The 20,197-nt window shown below is 60.6% G+C and carries 21 protein-coding genes and 1 pseudogene; 7 read left to right on the top strand and 15 right to left on the bottom strand.

All coding sequences use genetic code 11. The features are described from left to right. Positions 1-66: 66 nt before the first annotated feature. Genes AACY44_RS05690 through AACY44_RS05680 form a run of 3 tightly spaced genes read right to left on the bottom strand, consistent with a single transcriptional unit; the run spans position 67 to position 3,063 of the window. The gene (locus AACY44_RS05690; RefSeq protein ID WP_339427115.1) at positions 67-975 is read right to left on the bottom strand and encodes an alpha/beta hydrolase; all 909 of its coding nucleotides are present in this window, start codon (positions 973-975) and stop codon (positions 67-69) included. Beyond that, positions 972-2,366, bottom strand: coding sequence for an aspartate aminotransferase family protein (locus AACY44_RS05685; RefSeq protein ID WP_049709772.1), 1,395 nt, complete (start codon positions 2,364-2,366; stop codon positions 972-974). The genes AACY44_RS05690 and AACY44_RS05685 overlap by 4 nt, the downstream gene beginning before the upstream one ends. Next, positions 2,359-3,063 carry an MtnX-like HAD-IB family phosphatase gene (locus AACY44_RS05680; protein ID WP_339417825.1) on the bottom strand — a complete coding sequence of 235 codons (705 nt, stop codon included), beginning with the start codon at positions 3,061-3,063 and terminating at the stop codon, positions 2,359-2,361. Before AACY44_RS05680 ends, AACY44_RS05685 begins: the two co-directional genes overlap by 8 nt. A 228-nt stretch (positions 3,064-3,291) precedes the next feature. On the opposite strand from AACY44_RS05680, the gene AACY44_RS05675 reads away from it, so the two are divergent. Then, positions 3,292-4,062 carry a MipA/OmpV family protein gene (locus AACY44_RS05675; RefSeq protein WP_339417823.1) on the top strand — a complete coding sequence of 257 codons (771 nt, stop codon included), beginning with the start codon at positions 3,292-3,294 and terminating at the stop codon, positions 4,060-4,062. Between the two features lie 25 nt (positions 4,063-4,087). Here the strand turns inward: AACY44_RS05675 and AACY44_RS05670 are convergent, their stop codons facing one another. The 5 genes from AACY44_RS05670 to AACY44_RS05650 form a co-directional block, all read right to left on the bottom strand. After that, a complete protein-coding gene (locus AACY44_RS05670; RefSeq protein WP_339417821.1) occupies positions 4,088-4,492 on the bottom strand; it encodes an EamA family transporter in 405 nt (134 codons plus the stop codon). Further along, positions 4,489-4,869, bottom strand: a complete 381-nt coding sequence (locus tag AACY44_RS05665) for a transporter (RefSeq protein WP_339417819.1) — start codon at positions 4,867-4,869, stop codon at positions 4,489-4,491. Before AACY44_RS05665 ends, AACY44_RS05670 begins: the two co-directional genes overlap by 4 nt. Next, entirely contained in the window at positions 4,866-5,786 is a 921-nt protein-coding gene (locus AACY44_RS05660; RefSeq protein ID WP_339427117.1) for an arginase, read from the bottom strand. The genes AACY44_RS05665 and AACY44_RS05660 overlap by 4 nt, the downstream gene beginning before the upstream one ends. Positions 5,787-5,911: 125 nt before the next feature. Beyond that, the gene (locus AACY44_RS05655; protein WP_339417816.1) at positions 5,912-6,565 is read right to left on the bottom strand and encodes a DsbA family oxidoreductase; all 654 of its coding nucleotides are present in this window, start codon (positions 6,563-6,565) and stop codon (positions 5,912-5,914) included. Between the two features lie 55 nt (positions 6,566-6,620). After that, entirely contained in the window at positions 6,621-7,640 is a 1,020-nt protein-coding gene (locus AACY44_RS05650) for an alpha/beta fold hydrolase (RefSeq protein WP_339417814.1), read from the bottom strand. A gap of 182 nt (positions 7,641-7,822) precedes the next feature. Between AACY44_RS05650 and metR the strand changes: the two genes are divergently transcribed. Continuing rightward, positions 7,823-8,740: a transcriptional regulator MetR gene (metR, locus tag AACY44_RS05645; RefSeq protein ID WP_049709781.1), complete on the top strand. Its 918-nt coding sequence runs from the start codon at positions 7,823-7,825 to the stop codon at positions 8,738-8,740. Positions 8,741-8,796: 56 nt separating this feature from the next. On the opposite strand, the gene AACY44_RS05640 is transcribed toward metR, so the two are convergent. From AACY44_RS05640 to AACY44_RS05615, 6 genes are all read right to left on the bottom strand, one after another. Then, a complete protein-coding gene (locus AACY44_RS05640; RefSeq protein ID WP_339417813.1) occupies positions 8,797-9,303 on the bottom strand; it encodes a GNAT family N-acetyltransferase in 507 nt (168 codons plus the stop codon). Beyond that, a complete protein-coding gene (locus tag AACY44_RS05635; protein ID WP_339417811.1) occupies positions 9,300-9,707 on the bottom strand; it encodes an NUDIX hydrolase in 408 nt (135 codons plus the stop codon). The genes AACY44_RS05640 and AACY44_RS05635 overlap by 4 nt, the downstream gene beginning before the upstream one ends. Before the next feature lie 128 nt (positions 9,708-9,835). Further along, positions 9,836-11,176: an HD domain-containing phosphohydrolase gene (locus AACY44_RS05630; protein WP_339417809.1), complete on the bottom strand. Its 1,341-nt coding sequence runs from the start codon at positions 11,174-11,176 to the stop codon at positions 9,836-9,838. A gap of 166 nt (positions 11,177-11,342) precedes the next feature. After that, positions 11,343-11,615: a type B 50S ribosomal protein L31 gene (locus AACY44_RS05625; protein ID WP_339417808.1), complete on the bottom strand. Its 273-nt coding sequence runs from the start codon at positions 11,613-11,615 to the stop codon at positions 11,343-11,345. A 100-nt stretch (positions 11,616-11,715) separates the two neighbouring features. Beyond that, positions 11,716-13,041 carry an APC family permease gene (locus AACY44_RS05620; RefSeq protein WP_339435861.1) on the bottom strand — a complete coding sequence of 442 codons (1,326 nt, stop codon included), beginning with the start codon at positions 13,039-13,041 and terminating at the stop codon, positions 11,716-11,718. A 92-nt stretch (positions 13,042-13,133) separates the two neighbouring features. Then, positions 13,134-13,949 (bottom strand): carbon-nitrogen hydrolase family protein, encoded by an 816-nt coding sequence (locus AACY44_RS05615; RefSeq protein ID WP_339417806.1) that lies wholly within the window; start codon positions 13,947-13,949, stop codon positions 13,134-13,136. Positions 13,950-14,042: 93 nt separating this feature from the next. Here AACY44_RS05615 and AACY44_RS05610 point away from each other — a divergent pair, with 93 nt between their 5' ends. From AACY44_RS05610 to AACY44_RS05600, 3 genes are all read left to right on the top strand, one after another. Beyond that, complete coding sequence (locus tag AACY44_RS05610; protein ID WP_065872550.1) at positions 14,043-14,807, top strand: helix-turn-helix transcriptional regulator; 765 nt, start codon at positions 14,043-14,045, stop codon at positions 14,805-14,807. A gap of 28 nt (positions 14,808-14,835) precedes the next feature. Then, the gene (locus AACY44_RS05605) at positions 14,836-16,455 is read left to right on the top strand and encodes an FMN-binding glutamate synthase family protein (protein WP_339417802.1); all 1,620 of its coding nucleotides are present in this window, start codon (positions 14,836-14,838) and stop codon (positions 16,453-16,455) included. Between the two features lie 174 nt (positions 16,456-16,629). After that, positions 16,630-17,760 carry an OpgC family protein gene (locus tag AACY44_RS05600; RefSeq protein WP_339417800.1) on the top strand — a complete coding sequence of 377 codons (1,131 nt, stop codon included), beginning with the start codon at positions 16,630-16,632 and terminating at the stop codon, positions 17,758-17,760. A 39-nt stretch (positions 17,761-17,799) separates the two neighbouring features. Here the strand turns inward: AACY44_RS05600 and AACY44_RS05595 are convergent, their stop codons facing one another. Further along, positions 17,800-19,218 carry an amino acid permease gene (locus AACY44_RS05595; protein WP_339417799.1) on the bottom strand — a complete coding sequence of 473 codons (1,419 nt, stop codon included), beginning with the start codon at positions 19,216-19,218 and terminating at the stop codon, positions 17,800-17,802. Positions 19,219-19,397: 179 nt separating this feature from the next. Here AACY44_RS05595 and AACY44_RS05590 point away from each other — a divergent pair. Both AACY44_RS05590 and AACY44_RS05585 read left to right on the top strand, forming a co-directional pair. After that, positions 19,398-20,014 (top strand): annotated as a pseudogene (locus tag AACY44_RS05590) (transglycosylase domain-containing protein); the annotation flags it as partial. 8 nt (positions 20,015-20,022) lie between these two features. Next, entirely contained in the window at positions 20,023-20,157 is a 135-nt protein-coding gene (locus tag AACY44_RS05585; RefSeq protein ID WP_339417861.1) for a hypothetical protein, read from the top strand. Positions 20,158-20,197 lie beyond the last annotated feature (40 nt).

Below are 20,197 nucleotides of genomic sequence, written 5' to 3'. Positions count from 1 at the left end.
GGCGAACGCCGATCCAATGTGGGAGCTGTCGAGCTTAAGCGAGGCTGCGATAGCATCACCTCGGTTTCACTGATAGACCGAGGCGCCTGCATCGCTGCCTCGCTTAAGCTCGACAGCTCCCACAACGACCCGATTTGGCAGAACATAATGCGTGTGCTGTTCGATGAACTCGGCACTCAACTCGATCACCCGGCGGTATTGCAGGTCGACGGTGATCATGTGGTAGCAGTTGTCCAACAGAATCTTGGTCACCGGCCCGCCCAAGTGGCGCTCCACGTAATCGGCGTTCCAGCGGCTGGTGATGTCGTCCTCAATGGAATGCAACACCAGCGCGGGTACGTTGATCGATGGCATGCGCTTTTTGACCACGGCGTTCATCCAGTGCAATTCACGCACGGTCACGCCCTCCATCGTCAACAAACCCGCTTCGCTGCTTTCGCCCTCTTTCATCTGCCGTTCAACGATGGCCCGCAGGCGTTCGTTCTTGATGCCGTAGGGCGGTTTCTCGGTAAAGCGGAACAGGCGCACGCCGAATGGAATACGGATCAGCAACGGCGTGATGAACGCCATTTTGCTGATGCTCCAGCCGTCGTACTTGAGTGTGGTGGAGTACATCAGCAAGCCGGCGACCTGGCCTGGATGCTCCGACGCCAGGTACATCGACATCACCGCGCCCATCGACAAACCACCGACAAACACCTGCTCGTGCCGCTGTTTCACACCGACGAAGGTCTTGCGCACCCCTTCGTACCAGTCGCGCCAGCCAGTGGCTTGCAGGTCGCTGTTGTCACCGCAATGCCCGGCCAGGGTGGGCACATACACCGTGCAATTGCCCGCCTTGGCGAGGCCCTTGGCGACCTGGCGCAACTCCGTCGGGGTGCCGGTCAGGCCGTGGATCAACAGGACCCCGACCGGACCTTCACCGAGAACGAAACCGGCAGAACCTTCACCGAGGTCGATCTCTGCCTGGCTCACCGGTTGGTCGCCCGCACCAGCAGTTGTTCAAGCAACTTCAGGCCCAGTTCGATTTCCGGGTAGCTGATTTCCAGGGACGGTGCCAGGGTGATCACGTTTTTGTAGTAACCGCCTACGTCGAGGATCAGGCCGAGTTTCTGGCCATCTACGACCATGTCGCCTTTCATGCCTTCTTCGACCATGTAGTCCAGGGTCGCCTTGTCTGGCGTGAAACCGTCCGGGCCGCAGATTTCGCAGCGCAGGGCCAAGCCCAGGCCGTCGACGTCGCCGATGATCGGGAAACGTTTCTGCAGGTCTTGCAGGCCTTCGAGGAAAAACTTGCCCTTGGCCATGACCATCGCGCCGTAGTCGACTTCGTTGGTCATCTTGAACATTTCCAGACCTACCGCCGTGCCCAACGGGTTGGAGGCAAAGGTGGAGTGGGTCGAGCCTGGTGGGAAGATCTTCGGGTTGATCAATTCTTCACGGGCCCAGATGCCACCCAGCGGGTTGAGGCCGTTGGTCAGCGCCTTGCCAAAGACGATCACGTCCGGCTGCACGTCGAAGTGCTCGATCGACCACAGTTTGCCGGTGCGATAGAAACCCATCTGGATTTCGTCGGAGACCATCAAAATGCCGTGCTGATCCAGCACGTGCTTGAGTTCGCGGTAAAAGTTCATCGGCGGGATCACGTAGCCGCCGGTGCCCTGGATCGGCTCGACGTAGAACGCTGCGTATTCACACTGATTGGTTTTTGGGTCCCAGACGCCGTTGTATTCGGTCTCGAACAAGCGCGCGAATTGCTGCACGCATTGGCTGCCGTATTCTTCCTTGGTCATGCCTTTAGGGCCGCGGAAGTGGTACGGGAACGGAATGAAGTTTGCGCGTTCACCAAAGTGGCCGTAGCGGCGACGGTAGCGGAAGCTCGAGGTAATCGACGACGCGCCGAGCGTACGGCCGTGGTAGCCGCCTTCGAAGGCGAACATCAGGCTTTTGCCGTTGGACGCGTTACGCACCACCTTCAGGGAGTCTTCGATGGACTGCGAACCGCCCACGTTGAAGTGCACGCGACCGTCGAGGCCGAACTTCTTCTTGGCGTCCACCGCGATCATTTCCGACAGCTCGATCTTGCCCTTGTGCAGGTACTGGCTGGCGATTTGCGGCAGGGTGTCGATCTGCTGTTTCAGCGCATTGTTCAGGCGCGGGTTCGCATAGCCGAAGTTGACCGCCGAGTACCACATTTGCAGGTCGAGGTAGGCCTGGTCTTCGGTGTCCCACACGTAGGAGCCTTCGCAACGGCTGAAAATACGCGGCGGCTCGATGTAGTGAACGGTGTCGCCGTAGGAGCAGTATTTGGCTTCTTTATCCAGAAGGATCTGGTCTTCGGCGGTAGCAATACGGATATCAGACATGGTGGAAGAGTTCCTGATTGTCGGAAGAGGTGTTGAAGGTGGTGGCGTTGGCGGCGATGCCTTGTGGCAGCAGCGCCAGCAATGCAGGCACTTCGGCAAAGCTGTCGAAGCGCGCGTGAGGGATGTTGTTGGCCCCGCAGTAGTCGGCGAGGCTGCCCTTGGCGAAGACAAAGTCGGCGGTGGAGGCCACGCACATGTCGGACTTGCCGTCGCCGATCACCAGCACGCGCTTGTGGCGTGGGGTGGATTTGCACTTGCAGTTGCCGGACGCGGCACGGCAGGCGTCGCTGGCGTACGGAAAGTCGATGCGCCAGCTGTTCTGGTCGACCTGGCGCAGGCGGTTGGCGAGGATCGGCAGCAAGCTCACGTAGTTGCGCGAGAGGATCCGCGCGATGCCCTGCTCGATGCCGTCGCTGACCACTTCGATGGACGCGCCCAGGCCGATCACGTGATCGACGAAGTCCGGGAAGTCCGGGTCAATCTCCACGCTGTCGAAATACGCCAGCAGTTCGGAGGGCGTCGCCTTGATCAGCGCCAGTTGGCGGCTCAGGCATTCGCGTGAACCGATGTGCCCATCCAGCCATTCCTGTTCGATGGTTTCCCACTCGGGGCCGGCGAAGCGTTGGAGGACGTTGTCGATGACATCGGTGGGAGTAATGGTCCCGTCGAAGTCACACACGATATGCCAGTGGATCATCTACGTTTACCTTGTAAGGGCGCGCTCAGTGCGCTTGCACAAGGGGTAGAGCAGAGAGTGTGCCAACTGGCCGGCGCCCAGCAGGGCCGGGGCTTTGCCTGATGTTCCAAAGCAATATGTGTCGTGCAAACTACAATTTTTGTAGCTTGCTACAAACAAGATGAGTGCTTGCGTACAGGTGGCCCTTCGCGCGTTCATGCGTGCCTGTCCAGACGAGGAAACGGCTCCATGCTCAAGGCTACTTCTGCTGTATTCGCCGGTTTACTGGGGCTGTGTGGCTTCTCCAGCACGGTCCTGGCCGATGCAATCACCGGCGAAGTGGGCGCGGGCTTCAGCTACCAGCCCCACGACCCCACCGGCAGCCGCTATGAAACACGGCCCGTGCCGTACCTGGATCTGGACTGGGGCAGTGTCAGCCTGAGCACCGATGACGGCTTGACCTGGAGCGCGCTGAACACCAACGGTCTCACTGCCGGCCCCTATATCAATTACCTGCAAGGACGCACCTCCAATGGCTCGCTGCAAGGTTTGCGCAATGTATCGGACATGGCTGAGGTAGGCGGCTTCATCCAGTACGCGCCCGCCGACTTCTGGCGCATTTATGCGCGGCTGGGCCAGGCCGTGGGCGGCGGGCATTCGCAAAGCGGCGCGCTGGGCAAGCTCGGTGGCGAACTCGGGTACCCACTGGGCGGCGGGATTATCGGCAGCACCGGCCTGGCGGCGAACTTCGCCGACGCGCGCCAGACCCAGACGTATTTCGGGGTAGATGCCAATGAATCCGCGGCCTCCGGGATTCGCCCGTACAACGCCAGTGGTGGTTTCCAGAACGTCACGCTGACCCAGAGTTTCGAGTTCCCGCTGGACGCAAAATGGTCGCTGCTGACCAGTGCCAGTTGGGTGCATTTGGTGGGCTCAGCGGCGGACAGCAGCATCGTCAAGCAAACCGGCGACGTGAACCAGGGCCAGGTGCAGACGGCGATCAGTTACAAGTTCGATTAATTCCTACGAGAGAGTGAGAGAAACCTCAGTTCTCTTCGCCTTCGGCCAACAGCGCAATCCCGCCAATAATCACCGCCACCCCCACCCAGTGCAGCGGGCTGATATGTTCCCCCAGCCCCAGCCACGAACCGAGCAACACCACCACAAACACCAGTGAACTCAGCGGGAACGCCAGGGACAGACTGCTGCGCCGCAGGATCAGCATCCACACGAAGAACGCGCCGATGTAGCAGGCTATGGCCGCCAGAATGCCTGGGTTGCGGGCCACCTCACCCAGCCACTGCCAGTTGAAATCCATCTGCCCCAATTGATTACCGGCCACTTTGGTAAACAACTGGCCAGCGCTTTCGGTACAGATCAGCAAGGCCCACAACACCACGGTGCCGAAGCGCCCGTGCAGCCATCCGGTATTCATCGTTTGCGTACTCATGCCTGACTCCCTGCAATGGCCACCAACATCACACCCAGCGTAATCACCAGCGTGCCCATCCAACGGCGGCGGCTGACGGTTTCGCCCAGCACCACCTTGCCCGCCAGTACCACCCCGCAATACGCCAGCGCCGCCGCTGGAAACAACAGGCTCAAAGGCGCACGCGACAGGGCTTCAAGCCAGACGAAAAACTCGACGACATAGGCGCCGATCCCAGCCCAAAGCAACGGCGCATTAAACACCTGGCCCCAGAACGCGTTCAGGCGGAAACCGCCGTCCAGCTCCGGTAAACGGTCCAGGCCGAGCTTGAAAAACAGTTGGCCGACCACATCGAGCACGATGGAAAACGCCACCAGCAACACCACAGTCAACGTCACGCAAACAGCTCCTCAAACAGGTCGATCAGGGCTTCATTGGTCGCCGCATTGCGCTGCAGATCCTCTGCGCTCCAGCGCTCGGGCGGTGGCTGGTCGGACTTGGCCTCCCAGCGCTTGAACGCATTGCTGAACACCGGTGTGGCGAACTCGCCGCACACGTCGATACCGATGATGCGTTTGCGCGCCGCCAACGCCCGCAGGGCTTGCAGCAGGTGGGTCAAGCGCATGCCGCCCTGGTCCCAGTTGGTGGCCGCGTCTTCGCTGGCCAGCACATCCTTGTCGAGGGTGATCCAGATCGCTTCGGTGGGCAGGCTGCTGATCATCTGATCGAGGAAAGCGGCCCAGTCCAGCTCAGCCAGGTTGCGCCAATGCAGGTGGTCTTCGCGCTGCTGATGGCCAGCGCCATCCCCCACCCGGCCCCAGACTTTCGACGGCGGATGCTGCCAGGGAAACAGCTGCAAGTGCCCGCGCTTGAGCGCCCCGAGGTTGCCGCCACGCAGTTGTGGGTTATGCAGGTCATCGCTGCAAGGGCCGAGGGTGACGATGCGTTTGATCGCCGGCATTTTCAGCGCACGGTTGACCCAGGAGCCACAGTGACGCTTGGGCGCAAAGCGTACCCAGTCGGGGTGGTTATCGAAGTGGATCAGGCTGATGGGTTCTTTCAAGTCGGCGAGAAACGCCGGCGTCAGGTGGTGATAATCGCCGGAGCCGACAAACAGGATTTCCGGCCGCGCATCCTTAGGCCGAGGCCGCAGGGCCAGGCGTTCAGCGAAGCGCTTCCAGGTTTTTTCGGTAGACCACAGGCGCAGCTTGGGGCCCAGGTCCAGCAGGTCGATACGCGTGGCACGGCCGCTGGCCAAACGCCGGGCAATCGGCGCCTGGCCGGTGAGGCTGTGGTCGAGGTCAAGAATGTTCAAGGCAGTATTCCCCTAAGGCTTTAGGGGGTCAATGCAAGGGACGGGCCAGCGTTTATCTTGAGGACAGCGAGTAACCCATGTGGGAGCGGGCTTGCTCGCTCCCACAGTTTGATCTGTGCCTGGCTTTAGGATTTGGCTTCGCTGATGATCTGCCGAATCGCGCCCACAAATGCCTCGGCTGGCTGGCCACCGCTGACGGCGTACTGATCGTTGAACACAATGGTCGGCACCGAGGTCACGCCACGGGAGATCCACAGCTGTTCCTGTTCGCGGACGTCGGCGGCGTATTCATCGGAGGCGAGAATCTCGGCCGCACGTTTGATATCCAGGCCAACGCTTTCGGCGATGATCGCCAGCGTCGCATGATCGGACGGGTCCTGGCCGTCAGTGAAATACGCCTTGAACAGCGCTTCCTTGAGGTTGTACTGCAAGCCTTCCAGCCCGGCCCAATGCAGCAGGCGGTGGGCGTCGAAGGTGTTGTAGATACGGCTCTGACCATCAGTGCGAAAAGCAAAGCCCAACGCAGCCCCCATGTCGCGGATTCGCGCACGGTTTGCCTGGGATTCTTCGGCGGTGGAGCCGTATTTTTCGGTGATGTGCTCGACGATGTTCTGGCCCTCGGCGGGCATGTTCGGGTTCAGCTCGAACGGCTGGAAATGGATCTCGGCCTGTACTTCGGCGCCAAGCTGGTCGAGGGCTTCGGTCAGCCCGCGCAGGCCGATGATGCACCAGGGGCAGGACACGTCGCTGACGAAATCGATTTTCAGGGGAGTACTCATGGCAGGCAACCTCGCTGGCTTGAATGGGCCGCAAAGGTTGCACGATACACCAATGTCACAGCAGCTTCGAAGGCGCGACCGGGTCAATCTGCGCCCAGTGCGCGGCATCTTCACGATGCGCTTGCAGGTACGGCAACACCGCCGCCAGCAATGGCGCCTTGAACGCCTCTTGAAAACGATGGGCCAAGCCAGGAATCAGCTTCAACTGGCTGCCCTGGATATGCGCCGCCAAGTGCACGCCGTGCATCACCGGTAACAGCGGGTCGGCCGTGCCATGCACGACCAGGGTTGGCACGCGCAACTGGTTGAGCAATGGCACCCGGCTCGGTTCGGCAAGGATCGCCATGATCTGGCGCTTCACGCCTTCTGGGTTGAACGCTCTGTCGTAGGACAGCGCCGCCTGATGCAGCAACGCCTGGCGATCATCCTTCACATTCGGGCTGCCCAGCGCCGCCAACAGGTCCGCCTGCTGCTCCAGCGCCACTTCTCGATTGGGCGCACTGCGCCGTGATAACAATTGCACCAGCGCCGCATTCGGCGCTGGCAGGCCTTCGGCGCCAGAACTGGTCATGATCAACGTGAGGCTCTCGACCCGTTGCGGCGCCATGGCCGCCAGGTGCTGGGCGATCATGCCGCCCATGCTCGCACCCAGCACATGGAATTGCTGGACCTGCAAAGCGTTCATCAAGCCCAAGGCGTCGTCGGCCATGTCGGTCAGCGTATACGGCGCCGCCACCGGCAAGCCGAGCTTGTATCGCAGTACCTCAAAGGTCAGGTTGGCGCCCGCCGGCGCCTGGCGCCAGGTCGACAGGCCGACGTCACGGTTGTCGTAGCGGATCACCCGGAACCCCTGTTGGCACAGGGCGACCACCACTTCGTCCGGCCAGTGGATCAACTGCCCGCCCAGGCCCATCACCAGCAACAAGGCAGGGTCGGACGCACGACCGATGCTCTGGTAAGCGATGCTCACCTGAGCCAGGTCGACCGTTTGGGTCGGGACATTGACGTCACATCGAGAAGCCGCAAAAGACGGCAGGCCGAACAGTAAAACGGCCAGTAAAAACAACACGCGCATGAAAAACACCGAAACGCAGAACCCCAGTAGAACGCGAGTCTGATGAAGTTTGTTCAAGCGCGCTGCCACACTTCCATGACAGTTTGATGAAGAGTGCCCGGCGGTCATGGTCGACACGCGTTTCAACATGAGACAAACTCACGCTATCCGCCTTCGTTACAAATTTTCCTCATGGAGAGCCCGTGCTCGAAATCCGCCATCTCAAGACCCTGCACGCCCTGCGCGAGGCTGACAGCCTGGTCGAAGCCGCAGAACGCCTGCACCTGACGCAATCGGCGCTTTCCCACCAGTTCAAAGAGCTGGAAGAGCGCCTGGGCATGCAATTGTTCGTGCGCAAGACCAAGCCGCTGCGTTTCACCAGCGCCGGCTTGCGCCTGTTGCAACTGGCCGACGCAACCCTGCCCTTGCTGCGCGGCGCCGAGCGGGACATCGCGCGCTTGGCCGGCGGCACTGCGGGGCGTTTGCACATGGCGATTGAATGCCACAGCTGCTTCCAGTGGCTGATGCCGACCATTGACCAGTTCCGCGATGCCTGGCCGGAAGTCGAGCTGGACCTGGCGTCCGGTTTTGCCTTCGCGCCGCTACCGGCCCTGGCGCGCGGCGACCTCGACCTGGTGGTGACCTCCGACCCGCTGGAACTGCCGGGCATCACTTATGTGCCGCTGTTCACCTACGAAGCCATGCTAGCAGTGGCCAACCAGCACGCGCTGGCGAACAAGGCGTACATCGTGCCGGAAGACCTGCTGACCGAAACGCTGATCACCTACCCGGTGGAACGCGACCGGCTGGACATCTTCACCCGCTTCCTGGAACCGGCCGACGTGGAACCCGCTCAAGTGCGCACCTCGGAACTGACAGTGATGATGATGCAACTGGTCGCCAGCGGACGTGGCGTGTGCGGCATGCCGCATTGGGCGCTGCATGAATACAGCTCGCGCGGCTACGTGAAGGCCAAGCGCCTGGGCGAGAAAGGCTTGTTTGCGACGCTGTACGCGGGGATTCGCGCGGACATGCTGGACGCGCCGTATATGCGCGATTTTTTGCTGACGGCCAAGGACACGTCGTTTTCAACGTTGGATGGGGTGAGTGCGGTTCGCTGACTTAAGAACACTGCGATCCCGTGTGGGAGCAGGCAAGCCAGCTCCCACATTGAACATCAGTGATCTTCCAGTTCGCGCCACATGTGGATCTTGTCGAAGTATTCGATGCCGACGCGCACCGCCAATGGCTCCAGGCCGTATTGGATAAAACCGCAGCGTTGGTACAAGGCAAACGCCGCGTCATTACCGGCCGTGACGGTCAGCTGGATCACCTTGAGGCGCGGCTGTTTGCGCGCTTCTTCCAATGCCGCCTCGACCAACTGACGGCCCAGCCCTTTTTGCTGGTGGGCCGCGTTCACATACATGCCGAACAGCGTCACCTTGTGCCGCGCTTTCTCTCGCGCTTCAAACGCCAGGCCGACAATGCCGGCCAGTTCATCCCCTTCGAAAGCACCGAGCAGCCGGTCCAGCGGACTGCTCAAGCGTTTTTCCCACCCGCTCAACGGCATCGCGGCACGCTCCGCCACGCTGGAGGTGAACGCCTGGGGATAGGCGCCATAGGCCTCAAGCATCAATGCACGATAGGCCTCGGCGTCATGCGTCCCCAGCGTGCGAACCATCATGCGTTCAGGGACGAGCGGTAAAATGGCAGGATCAAATCGCGCGTCAAGGGCGCCAACTGCAGGCCTCCGTCGCCGGCAGGGTCAATCCAGCGTACCTCTTCGATTTCGGCGGCGGGGGTTACCACAACGTCGATCTGCACCTGGAACAACTCGGCTTCCACGGTGAACCCCGGCTCGTTGGCGGCCGGCGCCGTGAACGTCCCGAGGTACACGGCTTCGCTCGGCTCGATACGCAGGTTCAGCTCTTCGTGCAACTCACGAGCCAAGGCCTCGGCGGGTTGCTCGCCAGCGTCGATCTTGCCGCCGGGTTGCATGAAGGCCTGGGTGCCGCGCTTGCGCACCAGCAGGGTCTGGCCGTCAGCGCCGATCAGGAGGGCAGCGGCGATGCGGATCGTGGAGGTCATGAAAAGTCGTCCTTGGCGGTAAAAGCCGTAAGGATCACATGCGCCCGGGCACACCGCAATCAATGTGAGAGCTGGCTTGCCTGCGATAGCGGTTTGACTGAAGCCAGCTCCCACATCCTTTAACGCGCTCAGCCGGGGGGCGCAGTTTGCTCCTTGATAAACAAGCTGTAGCGCGCGCCTTCCATGGCCTCGAACGCAATCAACTTGTCCACCAACGGCAGGTTCAACACCTTGCCGGCGTTAAGCAACAGCATGCCGTTGTCAGCATTGAGGTTGCGCGCCAGTACCATTCCCTCCTCCAACTCGCGGGTGCCAAGGACTTTGACGCTGGGGTCGCCCAAGGTCACGTCTTTGAGGTAGATGGCGCAGACCATTACAAAATCTTCGACCATCACCGGGTCATACAGCCGCCCAGCGTATTTGCGGATGTACAGCAGCGCCTCGTCGCTGTTCATCTGCCGCTCCAGGATCAGACCTTTTTGCAGCTCAATAAAATCCACCGCAAGTTTCAGCAGACGGGAGCCGGCGGGAATCGCTTCACCCTTGAGGTGGTCAGGGAAGCCGCTGCCGTCCCAGCGTTCCTGGTGATGGCGGATCAGCCGCGCGGCATCCTTCATCGGGTCCAGGGTCATCAGCAGTGATTCACTCTGGGTGGCGTAGGCGCGATAGCGTTCACGGTCGCTGCCGTGCAGCAGGTCCGAGGGTGAAGCCATCATGCTGTCGCTCCAGCTCAGCTTGCCGATGTTGTAAAGCGCGGCGGCCATGGTCAGGTCACGGTTGCTGGCCTCGTCCACACCATGGGCCACACACCAGGTGCGTACCAGTTCGATGATTTGCCGATTGGTCTGCTTGGCGCGGGGCAGGCGCAGGTTGGCCAACAGCGAGAACACCTCCGTGCCGGTGGCGTAGCTGTGCTTGAGTTCTTCGTAGGCCAGGTCGAGCATGTCGGCGGTCTGTTGCAGCTCGCTGGTACGCGAGGCCACACGTTTTTCCAGGGTGGCGTTGAGCTGCTTGAGTTCATCGTTCTGCTGCTGGATCAGTTGTTCGAGGCGCAGGCGTTCAAGCTCGGAATGCTGGTGGGCCAGGGATTGGCGCAGCGCCAGCAGTAACTCCTCATCTTTCCAGGGTTTGCTCAGGTAGCGGTAGATCTCGCCTTCATTGATGGCTTTGACGATCAGCGTCAGGTCGGTCTCGCCTGTCAGCAGAATGCGCACGGTGTGGGGATAGCGCTGGTGGACATGAGCCAGCAGCGAAGCACCGTCCATGTCCGGCAGGCGCGCGGCGCTCATCACCAGGTCGACGGGTTGGCTGGCCAGGATGACCAAAGCTTCGGCAGCGCAAGTGGCGCTGTGCAGGTCGAAAGGTTCCAGACGCAACAGGTGCGTGAGGCTGTGGAGAACCTCCGGATGGGCATCAATCAACAGCACCACGGCGCGGTCGGTATCGGTGAACGTAACTGACTCTCCCATGAGACACCTCGGATCGTCGGTGTGCGGTCCTTAGGTTGGGGTGTGCCTTCCTGGCCATTACTGAGTAGTTTAGTAGGTTTGGTAAAAGGTGATAGCTTTCCGACATCAACGCATAAAAAAGCCGCTCCGGAAACCAGAGCAGCCTTCGAGGTGAAACCAACATGCCTCACGCTTCAGCGTTTTTCGGGCTCGAACCAAACGAAGCAAAACGCTTGTTGAACCCGGCAATCCGGCCTTCGACCTGGGTCTTGCGCTGTTGGCCGGTGTAGATCGGGTGCGAGGCGCTGGATACGTCCAGCGGGATGTAGGGGTAAGAGTTGCCGTCGCTATGGGTGTGGGTGCGGTCGCTGTCGGCGGTGGAGCCGATCAGGAAGAACACGTCGGCGGCGGTGTCGTGGAACAGCACGGTGCGGTAGTCGGGATGGATACCAGCTTTCATAAGGCCTCCGGGGCGTCTGGGTGCTTTTGATGCGTTATACAGTAACATAAATCATGCACCCAAACGAGAACCGATTGCAATAAGGATAGGCCTGTAGCTTCTATGCGGCTTCCTTGAAGTCCATTTCCGGTGGCTGTCGAGAGAAACCGCGGGTGAGGAAGCCCAGGTAAACCACCCCGATCGCCAACCACGCCAAGCCCAGGTAAATCGCCAGGTGATCGAGGCTGACCATCAGCCATAAATCCGCCAGCAGGCCGATGGCCGGGAATACCAGGAACAGGATCAGCTCACGCACACCCCGTTGCTTGGCGCCGATCCAGTAATGGAAGATCACCGACAGGTTCACCAGACTGAACGCCAGGAAGGCGCCGAAGTTGATAAACGATGTGGACGTGGTCACGTCCAGCTTCAACGCCAGCAGCGCCACCACCGCGCACAACAGGATGCTGTTGACCGGTGTGCCAAAGCGCGCATGCAGGGAGCCAAAGAACGACTTGGGCAACACGCCGTCGCGGCCCATCGCAAACAACAAGCGCGAACCACTGGCCTGGGCCGACAGCCCCGAGGCGAACTGGCCAACGATCAGGCCGATCAGGAAGATCGACACAAACAAGTCGCCACCGATGTTGCGCGCGATTTCATACGCTGCCGAATCCACATGGGTGAATTCGAAAGACGGGTGCGCGATCTGCACAAAGTAGGACACCGCCACGAAAATCAGCCCGCCAATCAGGGTGATCAACATGATCGCTCGTGGGATGGTGCGGCGCGGGTCGCGGGTTTCTTCGGTGAGGGTGCTGACCGCGTCAAAGCCCAGGAATGAATAGCAAGCGATGGCCGCGCCGCTCATGATCAGCGGAAGTTGCATCTGGCCGTTGAAGAACGGAGCGGTCGTCCATAGAGGCTTGCTAGCATCACCACCGATGTAGTGGATGCACAGCGCCACAAACGCAATCAACACCAGAAACTGCACCAGCATCAGCAAGGCATTGATGCCGTTCGCCAGCTTGAGGCCGACGATATTGATGGCGCTGGTGATGCCGATAAACGCCAACACCCAGATCCACTGCGCCAGCGCTGGGAACGCTGAGTTGAGGTACGCCGCACCGATCAGCCATATCGCCATGGGCAGGAACAGGTAGTCGAGCAGCACTGCCCAGCCGGCGATAAACCCCAGTTTCGGGCTGATGGCTTTGCGCACGTAGCTGTAGGCGGAACCGGCGACCGGAAACGCCGAGGCCATGCGCCCGTAACTCATGGCGGTGAAGAACATCGCCACAAGCGCCGCCAGATAAGCGGCGGGGACCATACCCGCAGTGGATTGCGCCAGGATACCGAAGGTGCCGAGCACAATGATCGGCGTCATATAGGCGATGCCGAACAGCACCACCGACCCTAATGACAGGGTGCGTTGCAAATGAGCCATGAGCGATTCTCCGCGAAATTATTAGATTTATGGCAGAACTTAAGTCGATGAAGCCGTTGTCGTTTTTCTTATGTCGATCGTAGTGAGCGGGCTTAAGGAATCAGCAGTTCGCGCGTGCCGTCAGTGTGCTCGATCACCTCACCCGGCAACTTCAAGCGCTGGTCATCCAGGTAGCGGTAGTCCTTTCGCGCCGCTGCCAATTGGTCGAGATCCAGCTCGACCGTGAATTGCCCTTCGTCGCGCCCGGCTTCAAACAGCAAGGTACCAAACGGGTCCACCAGCGCACTGCCACCGGCAAACAACAATCCGCCATCCCCCTCTTCCACTCGGTTGACCATCAGCGCAAACGCCTGGTTTTCCTGGGCGCGCGCCATGATCGCGGTGCGGTGCGTGGGGCCGTACGGGTCCATGTTGCCGTTGGTGACGATCAGCAATTCGGCGCCCAGTTGCGCATTGGCTCGGGCGGTTTCCGGGAACTCAATGTCGTAGCAGATCAACAGACCGACGCGCACACCGTTCCAGAGGCAAGTGGCGTAGCGATCGCCTGGGGCGAATACACCGCGATCCGAGGCCCACAGATGGGTCTTGCGATAACGCAGGGCGATGCCTTCGGGGGTGATCAGCAAGGTGGTGTTATAGAATTGGCCGTCGTCGCTTTCGGCCATGCCGATCACCACGGCGATATGGCGCGCGCGGGCGGCCTGGATCACAGCCTGCACGGTAGGCCCGTCCAGCGGTTCAGCGATGTCAGCGACGGTCTCGGCGCTGGGGAAGCCCATCAGGTGGGTTTCCGGGAAGACGATCAGTTGCGTGTCCGCAGCCGCTGCAGCGATCGCCGCCAAGGCCCGCTCAAGGTTGTAAGCTGTACCGTTATCACGGCCCGCCAACTGGGCAAATTCGACCTTCATGGGTATTCCTTGTTCTGTGTACGTGCCGCAGTATGCGCAGGCGCAACCGGCCAGGGAATCACGCGGCGGGGGTAACCCGATAGGGGTAGAACAATGACCATGTCATTGCAAGACATCGCCTGGCACCGTTCGGTGGGGCAAATGATAGACGCCCTGGACCAGCCCAATTTCTGGACCCAGCTTGTCCGCCTGCTGGACCAATACGTGCCGTTCGACAGTTGGGTGGTATTGCTGTTCAGCAGCGAACACCGCCCGCTGGTATTCGCCGAATGCCCAGGCGCCGATGGCACACCGGATCATTTGTTCCAGGACTACCTCAACGGCCTGTACCTGCTCGACCCCTTCTACATCGCCAGCCGTGAACATTCGCGCACCGGGCTGTTGCGCCTGGCCGAAGTGGCGCCGGAGCACTTCGAACTCACCGAGTACTACCAGCGCTACTTCCGCCTGAACGTGGTGGCTGATGAAATCCAATTTAATTGCCAGCAGCCGGATGGGCGTACCCTGTGCCTGTCACTGGGCTCCAGGCAGCGCTTTGACCCGGCGCAGATTGCCCTGCTGTCGTTGATCCAGCCCTGGGTGCTGGGCCTGCTGCGCCAGCGCCTGCCCTTTGAACTGCACCAGGTCAGCGCCCCGCAGCCGCCGATCCAGAATGATGAGTGGGGCGCGCAACTCACCGCCCGCGAGCTGGATGTGGGCCGTTTGATGCTCAGCGGTTGCTCCAGCAAAGAAATCGCTCGTAAGCTGGAAATCTCTGTTGAAACCGTGAAAGTCCATAAGAAACACATGTACAGCAAGCTAGGGATCAAATCCCAGTCAGAGCTGTTCTCAATCTTTCTACAGGCGCAAAACGCCTAGCCGATGAGTCCGAATTCAGGAAACCCGTATGAGCCTGTCGCTACTGAGTCGTTACGCTTTCTTTGCCGTGTGCGTCATTTTCACCCTCGCCAGCCTCCCCTTTATCGAACATGAATGGCTGTGGCCGATCACGGTGGTCACCGGGGTGTTGAGCCTGATCGGGATTTTCGACCTGCTGCAAAGCCCCCACGCCGTGCGCCGCAACTACCCGATCCTGGGCAATATCCGTTACCTGGTAGAAGCCATCCGCCCGGAAATCCGCCAGTACCTGCTGGAGTCCGACAGCGACGCCCTGCCCTTCTCCCGGGCCCAGCGTTCATTGGTGTATTCGCGCGCCAAGAATGAATCTGCCGACAAACCCTTCGGCACCTTGATCGACGTGTACCAGTCAGGTTTCGAATTCATCGGCCACTCCATGCGCCCCGCGCCGCTCAGCGACCCCAGCGCGTTTCGCGTGATGGTTGGCGGCCCACAGTGCACGCAACCGTACTCGGCGTCGGTGTTCAATATCTCGGCAATGAGCTTTGGCTCGTTGAGCGCCAACGCAATTCGCGCGTTGAACCAAGGTGCCAAACTGGGCAACTTCGCCCATGACACCGGCGAAGGCAGCATCAGCTCCTACCACCGCGAGAACGGCGGCGACCTGACCTGGGAATTGGGCAGCGGCTATTTCGGCTGCCGCACCAGTGACGGCCGTTTCGATCCGGAACGTTTCGCCGTGCAGGCGCAGAATCCACAAGTGCGCATGATCGAAATCAAGATGAGCCAGGGCGCCAAACCCGGCCATGGCGGGATCCTGCCCAAGCACAAAGTCACCCAGGAAATTGCCGATACCCGCGGCATCATGATGGGCGAAGACTGCATCTCGCCGTCGCGCCACAGCGCGTTTTCCACCCCTATCGAACTGATGCAGTTCATCGCCCAACTGCGCGAACTGTCCGGCGGCAAACCGGTAGGCTTCAAGTTCTGCCTGGGTCACCCGTGGGAATTCATGGGCATCGCCAAGGCCATGCTCGAAACCGGCATCCTGCCGGACTTTATCGTAGTGGATGGCAAGGAAGGCGGCACCGGCGCCGCGCCCGTGGAGTTCACCGACCATATCGGCGTGCCGCTGCGTGAAGGCCTGCTGTTTGTGCACAACACCCTGGTGGGCCTGAACCTGCGCGACAAGATCAAACTCGGCGCCAGCGGCAAGATCGTCAGCGCGTTCGATATCGCCAGCGTCCTGGCCATCGGCGCCGATTGGGCCAACTCGGCGCGCGGCTTTATGTTCGCGATCGGTTGCATTCAATCGCAGAGCTGCCACACCAACAAATGCCCGACCGGCGTTGCTACCCAAGATCCGTTGCGTCAACGTGCGCTGGTGGTCCCGGACAAAGCCCAGCGCGTATTCAACTTCCATCGCAACACGCTCAAGGCGCTGGCGGAAATGCTCGCCGCCGCCGGCCTCGATCACCCCTCGCAACTGTCGGCCAAACACCTGGTACGACGTATGTCGGCGACTGAGATCAAGTTGTTCTCGCAGTTGCATGTGTTCCTCAAGCCCGGTGAATTACTGACCGGTGAAGTGAACGGTGAGTTTTACTCGCGCATGTGGCAGATGGCGCGGGCGGACAGTTTTGAGGCGCAGGAAGTCGTCGCTGCCTGATAACCCTCCTTCTTGAGCCTGCCCGTGCCGGGCAGGCCGTCGAGACATTCAGTAATACCCAACCTTTGCAATTGCTTACAAATACCGCCAACCTGCGCCCGCCCGACGGGTGGCGTGCGCCAACGCCCACGCCTGCCTGTCTTTAATAAACATTTCGTACAAGAGCCCGCTGCCATGTTGAACGGACGCGACCCGCGCATCGATTTTTTTCGGGGCCTGGCGTTGATCTTCATTTTCTGGGATCACGTCCCCCACAACCCGCTCGGCCAGATCACGCTGCGCAACTTCGGCTTCAGCGATGCGGCTGAGGTGTTTGTATTTCTCGCCGGCTACGCGGCGGTATTGGCCTACGGCAAGATCCTGCAACGCGATGGCTATTGGATTGCCTCGCTGAAAATCCTGCGGCGTGCCTGGGTGTTATATGTGGTGCATATCTTCCTGCTGGCGATGCTGATGGGCATCGTGTTCTTCGCCAACAGCCACGTGGAAACCCGCGACCTTGTCGAAGAGATGGGCCTGACGCACTTCGTCACCCAACCGCAGCAAGCGCTGACCGATGAGCTGCTGCTGCGTTTCAAACCCAACCTGATGGACCCGTTGCCGCTCTACATTGTGCTGCTGGCAGGGCTGCCGCTGGTGTTGCCGTTGATGCTGCGCAATACCTGGGCAGTGGTGGCCGTGTCTACGACGCTCTACTTGCTGGCGCCGTGGATGGGCTGGAACCTGCGGGCGATTGCCGATGGTGTCTGGTACTTCAACCCCGTCACTTGGCAACTGCTGTTCATACTGGGAGGTGCGGCGGCGCTCTACAGCCGACAAGAACGGCCGGTGGACACCCGGCCACTGCGCCGCCAGCCGATGTTTGTCGCGGCAACGATTTATGTGTTGATGGCCGGCGTGCTCACGCTGTCCTGGCGCTGGCCGCAGATCCACGATGCGCTGATGCCGTCGATGATCAGCGACCTCATCTACCCCATCAGCAAGACCGACTTATCACCGCTGCGCCTGCTGCACTTCCTTGCCCTGGCTTATGTCACCGCCAAGCTGCTGCCGGGCCGTGGCTGGACCGAAAACTGGCTGGCGCAACATACCTGTCGCATGGGGCGTTATTCGCTGGAGGTGTTTTGCCTGGGCGTCGTGCTCGCGCCGTTGGCGGACATGATCAATGCCATGGCCGGGGATGCCTTGGCGATTCAATTGCTGACCGCTGTGGCCGGTGCTGCACTGATGGGGTTGCTAGCGCTGTGGCTGGCGTTCAACAAGCGCCTGGATCAGTCGCTCAAGGCAAGCGTGCACGCGGGATAGACTGGATGACCCGCTGCACGCAGCGGGCCATTTGTGGCGTCAGGCCGAACGCACCGGCGCCGCAGTCGCGTTGTTCGGTTGCAGCTTGAACACGTAGAACAGCACCGTCAGCAGCACCAGGAAGGCCGGCCCCACATACAACGCCACGCGAGTATCCGGGAAGTACGCCATCAGGCCCACCACCAGCACCAGGAACGCCAGCGCCAGGTAGGAACTGACCGGGTAAAGCCACATGCGGTACTTGAGACCGGCCTGCTCAGCGGGACTCAGGCTTTTGCGGAATTTGAGCTGGGCCAGCAGGATCATCAGCCAGGTCCAGATCGCGCCAAAGGTAGCGATGGACGTTACCCAGACGAATACTTGGTCCGGCACCAGGTAGTTGAGCAGCACGCCCAGCAACAAAGCAAAGATCGACAACAACAGCGCCTTGCGCGGCACGCCATTGCTCGAGGTGGTGCCAAAGGTGGCCGGTGCCTGCCCGTTCTGCGCCAGGCTGTAGAGCATGCGCCCCGTGCTGAAAATACCGCCGTTGCACGACGACAGCGCCGCCGTGATCACCACGAAGTTGATGATGCCCGCAGCGGTCTTGATGCCCAAGCGCTCGAACGTCATCACGAACGGGCTGCCCTGAGTGCCGATTTCATTCCACGGGTAGATCGACAGAATCACAAACAACGCACCGACGTAGAACAGCAGGATGCGCCAGAACACCGAGCCGATAGCGCTTGGAATCGTCTTCTGCGGGTTGCGTGCTTCACCGGCGGTGAGGCCGATCATCTCGACGCCCAGGTAGGCAAACATCACCATCTGCAGCGACATCAACACGCCTTGCACGCCGTTGGGCATGAAACCGCCATGGGCCCACAGGTTGGAAATACCCAGCGCCACGCCGTTGTTGCCAAAGCCGAACGCGATGATGCCGACGCCGCCGATGACCATCGCAATGATGGTGACGATCTTGATCAACGCGAACCAGAATTCGAATTCACCGAAGGCTTTTACTGCGATGAGGTTGATCGTACCCATGCTGATCAGTGCCGCCAGGGCCCAGGTCCAGCGCGGCGTGTCTGGGAACCACACGCCCATGTACACAGCCACGGCGGTGATCTCTGCAACGCACGTTACCAGCCACAGGAACCAGTAGTTCCAGCCGGTGAGAAAGCCCGCCAACGGGCCGAGGTAATCCTGGGCATAACGGCTGAACGAACCGGCGACGGGGTTGTGCACCGCCATCTCACCGAGCGCACGCATGATCACCAGGATCGCCAGGCCACCGATGATGTACGACAGCATGATTGCCGGGCCGGCCATTTCAATGGCCTTGGCCGAACCGAGGAACAGGCCGACACCAATGCAGGCGCCTAGGGCCATCAGGCGAATGTGCCGCTCGCCAAGTTCGCGTTTGAGCGGACCGCCTTGAGCGGTCTCGCCGTGGGGCAGTGGGTTGCCGACTGGCATAAAGGTACAACCTCATTTTGTTATTGGAGTGTCCGCCGTGGAGCAAGCTTGGCGGGCGTGCAGTATAAAAAGCGGGGCTTAGAGTGATTCACTATAAAACACGAAAAATTCAGTGAAACAAACCGCAGAAATGCCATTTGGCAGGGGCATTATACCTGCCTTGAGCGTAAAAATGCCTCAGCGACGCCATCGTCTACCCGGGCGCCGGCCCGTTTGATCGGCCGGCTGCTCAAGCGTGGTTATGTGATCGAGGCCCAGACGCAGTTCTCTGCCGAACTGTTGGAGTACGCCCACAAAGGCCTGTTCGTGCCCTACGCCGAAAAGAGCCACGCCGAGTTGTCGATCACCGATTGCCGTGCCGTGCCGCTGTATCAATACGTGTATCCACAGCAACTCTACGAGCGTTTCACCGCGATTCCGCCGCTGGTGGTCAACCGTTTGCTGTTTATCGAAAACCGCGACCTGCTCGACCCCGCGCCCCCCCAGGCCAACCCTGCCGTGGACTGGCCACGCTTTGCCAGGGCTGCGTGGTCTCAGGTGGCCAAGCGGCTGCACCTGCCGGGGCAAAGCGCCGGCGGCAGTACCCTGGCCACGCAGTTGGAAACTGCGTATGTTCGCGCAGAATGCTCTGATTGATGCGCCGTTGTTGCAGGCCGCCTTGAGCGCGCCGTTGGCCTACCGCGACTGGCAATTACAACCCACCGTCCAGCCGATCAATACCAACAAGGGCATCAGCGTCGCCCGCAGCCGTCTGGCCGCCTTGCTTCAACGTCCGCTCTACGACTTGGACCGCGTATCCGCACCATGCTGGAGATCGAGGCCTTTCTCGACATCCATCAGCGCTGGCAGGCGCTCGGCTATCCGTTCGATCACTTGCTACCCTCACTGGCCACCGCGATTGGCAGTTCCGGCGACCGGGCAGTCACAGCCAGTGCATGAGCCCGGGCTGAGCCCACGCGGGATCGCCTCAATGCGATTC

Origin of the sequence: Pseudomonas sp. RA_15y_Pfl1_P11, from assembly GCF_963970975.1 — a bacterium.
In the GTDB taxonomy this organism is placed as follows: domain Bacteria; phylum Pseudomonadota; class Gammaproteobacteria; order Pseudomonadales; family Pseudomonadaceae; genus Aquipseudomonas; species Aquipseudomonas tritici.
This window is presented reverse-complemented; position numbering and strand designations above follow the sequence as displayed.

What these genes read in the sequence shown, in the direction of transcription:
- AACY44_RS05630 (WP_339417809.1), bottom strand. Translation starts at nt 11,176, where the DNA reads ATGGGAGAGTCAGTTACGTTCACCGATACCGACCGCGCCGTGGTGCTG.
- AACY44_RS05625 (WP_339417808.1), bottom strand. Translation starts at nt 11,615, where the DNA reads ATGAAAGCTGGTATCCATCCCGACTACCGCACCGTGCTGTTCCACGAC.
- AACY44_RS05595 (WP_339417799.1), bottom strand. Translation starts at nt 19,218, where the DNA reads ATGCCAGTCGGCAACCCACTGCCCCACGGCGAGACCGCTCAAGGCGGT.
- AACY44_RS05600 (WP_339417800.1), top strand. Translation starts at nt 16,630, where the DNA reads ATGTTGAACGGACGCGACCCGCGCATCGATTTTTTTCGGGGCCTGGCG.
- AACY44_RS05610 (WP_065872550.1), top strand. Translation starts at nt 14,043, where the DNA reads ATGACCATGTCATTGCAAGACATCGCCTGGCACCGTTCGGTGGGGCAA.
- AACY44_RS05620 (WP_339435861.1), bottom strand. Translation starts at nt 13,041, where the DNA reads ATGGCTCATTTGCAACGCACCCTGTCATTAGGGTCGGTGGTGCTGTTC.
- AACY44_RS05655 (WP_339417816.1), bottom strand. Translation starts at nt 6,565, where the DNA reads ATGAGTACTCCCCTGAAAATCGATTTCGTCAGCGACGTGTCCTGCCCC.
- AACY44_RS05615 (WP_339417806.1), bottom strand. Translation starts at nt 13,949, where the DNA reads ATGAAGGTCGAATTTGCCCAGTTGGCGGGCCGTGATAACGGTACAGCT.
- AACY44_RS05635 (WP_339417811.1), bottom strand. Translation starts at nt 9,707, where the DNA reads ATGACCTCCACGATCCGCATCGCCGCTGCCCTCCTGATCGGCGCTGAC.
- AACY44_RS05605 (WP_339417802.1), top strand. Translation starts at nt 14,836, where the DNA reads ATGAGCCTGTCGCTACTGAGTCGTTACGCTTTCTTTGCCGTGTGCGTC.
- AACY44_RS05685 (WP_049709772.1), bottom strand. Translation starts at nt 2,366, where the DNA reads ATGTCTGATATCCGTATTGCTACCGCCGAAGACCAGATCCTTCTGGAT.
- AACY44_RS05675 (WP_339417823.1), top strand. Translation starts at nt 3,292, where the DNA reads ATGCTCAAGGCTACTTCTGCTGTATTCGCCGGTTTACTGGGGCTGTGT.
- AACY44_RS05670 (WP_339417821.1), bottom strand. Translation starts at nt 4,492, where the DNA reads ATGAGTACGCAAACGATGAATACCGGATGGCTGCACGGGCGCTTCGGC.
- AACY44_RS05585 (WP_339417861.1), top strand. Translation starts at nt 20,023, where the DNA reads ATGCTGGAGATCGAGGCCTTTCTCGACATCCATCAGCGCTGGCAGGCG.
- AACY44_RS05680 (WP_339417825.1), bottom strand. Translation starts at nt 3,063, where the DNA reads ATGATCCACTGGCATATCGTGTGTGACTTCGACGGGACCATTACTCCC.
- AACY44_RS05650 (WP_339417814.1), bottom strand. Translation starts at nt 7,640, where the DNA reads ATGCGCGTGTTGTTTTTACTGGCCGTTTTACTGTTCGGCCTGCCGTCT.
- AACY44_RS05640 (WP_339417813.1), bottom strand. Translation starts at nt 9,303, where the DNA reads ATGATGGTTCGCACGCTGGGGACGCATGACGCCGAGGCCTATCGTGCA.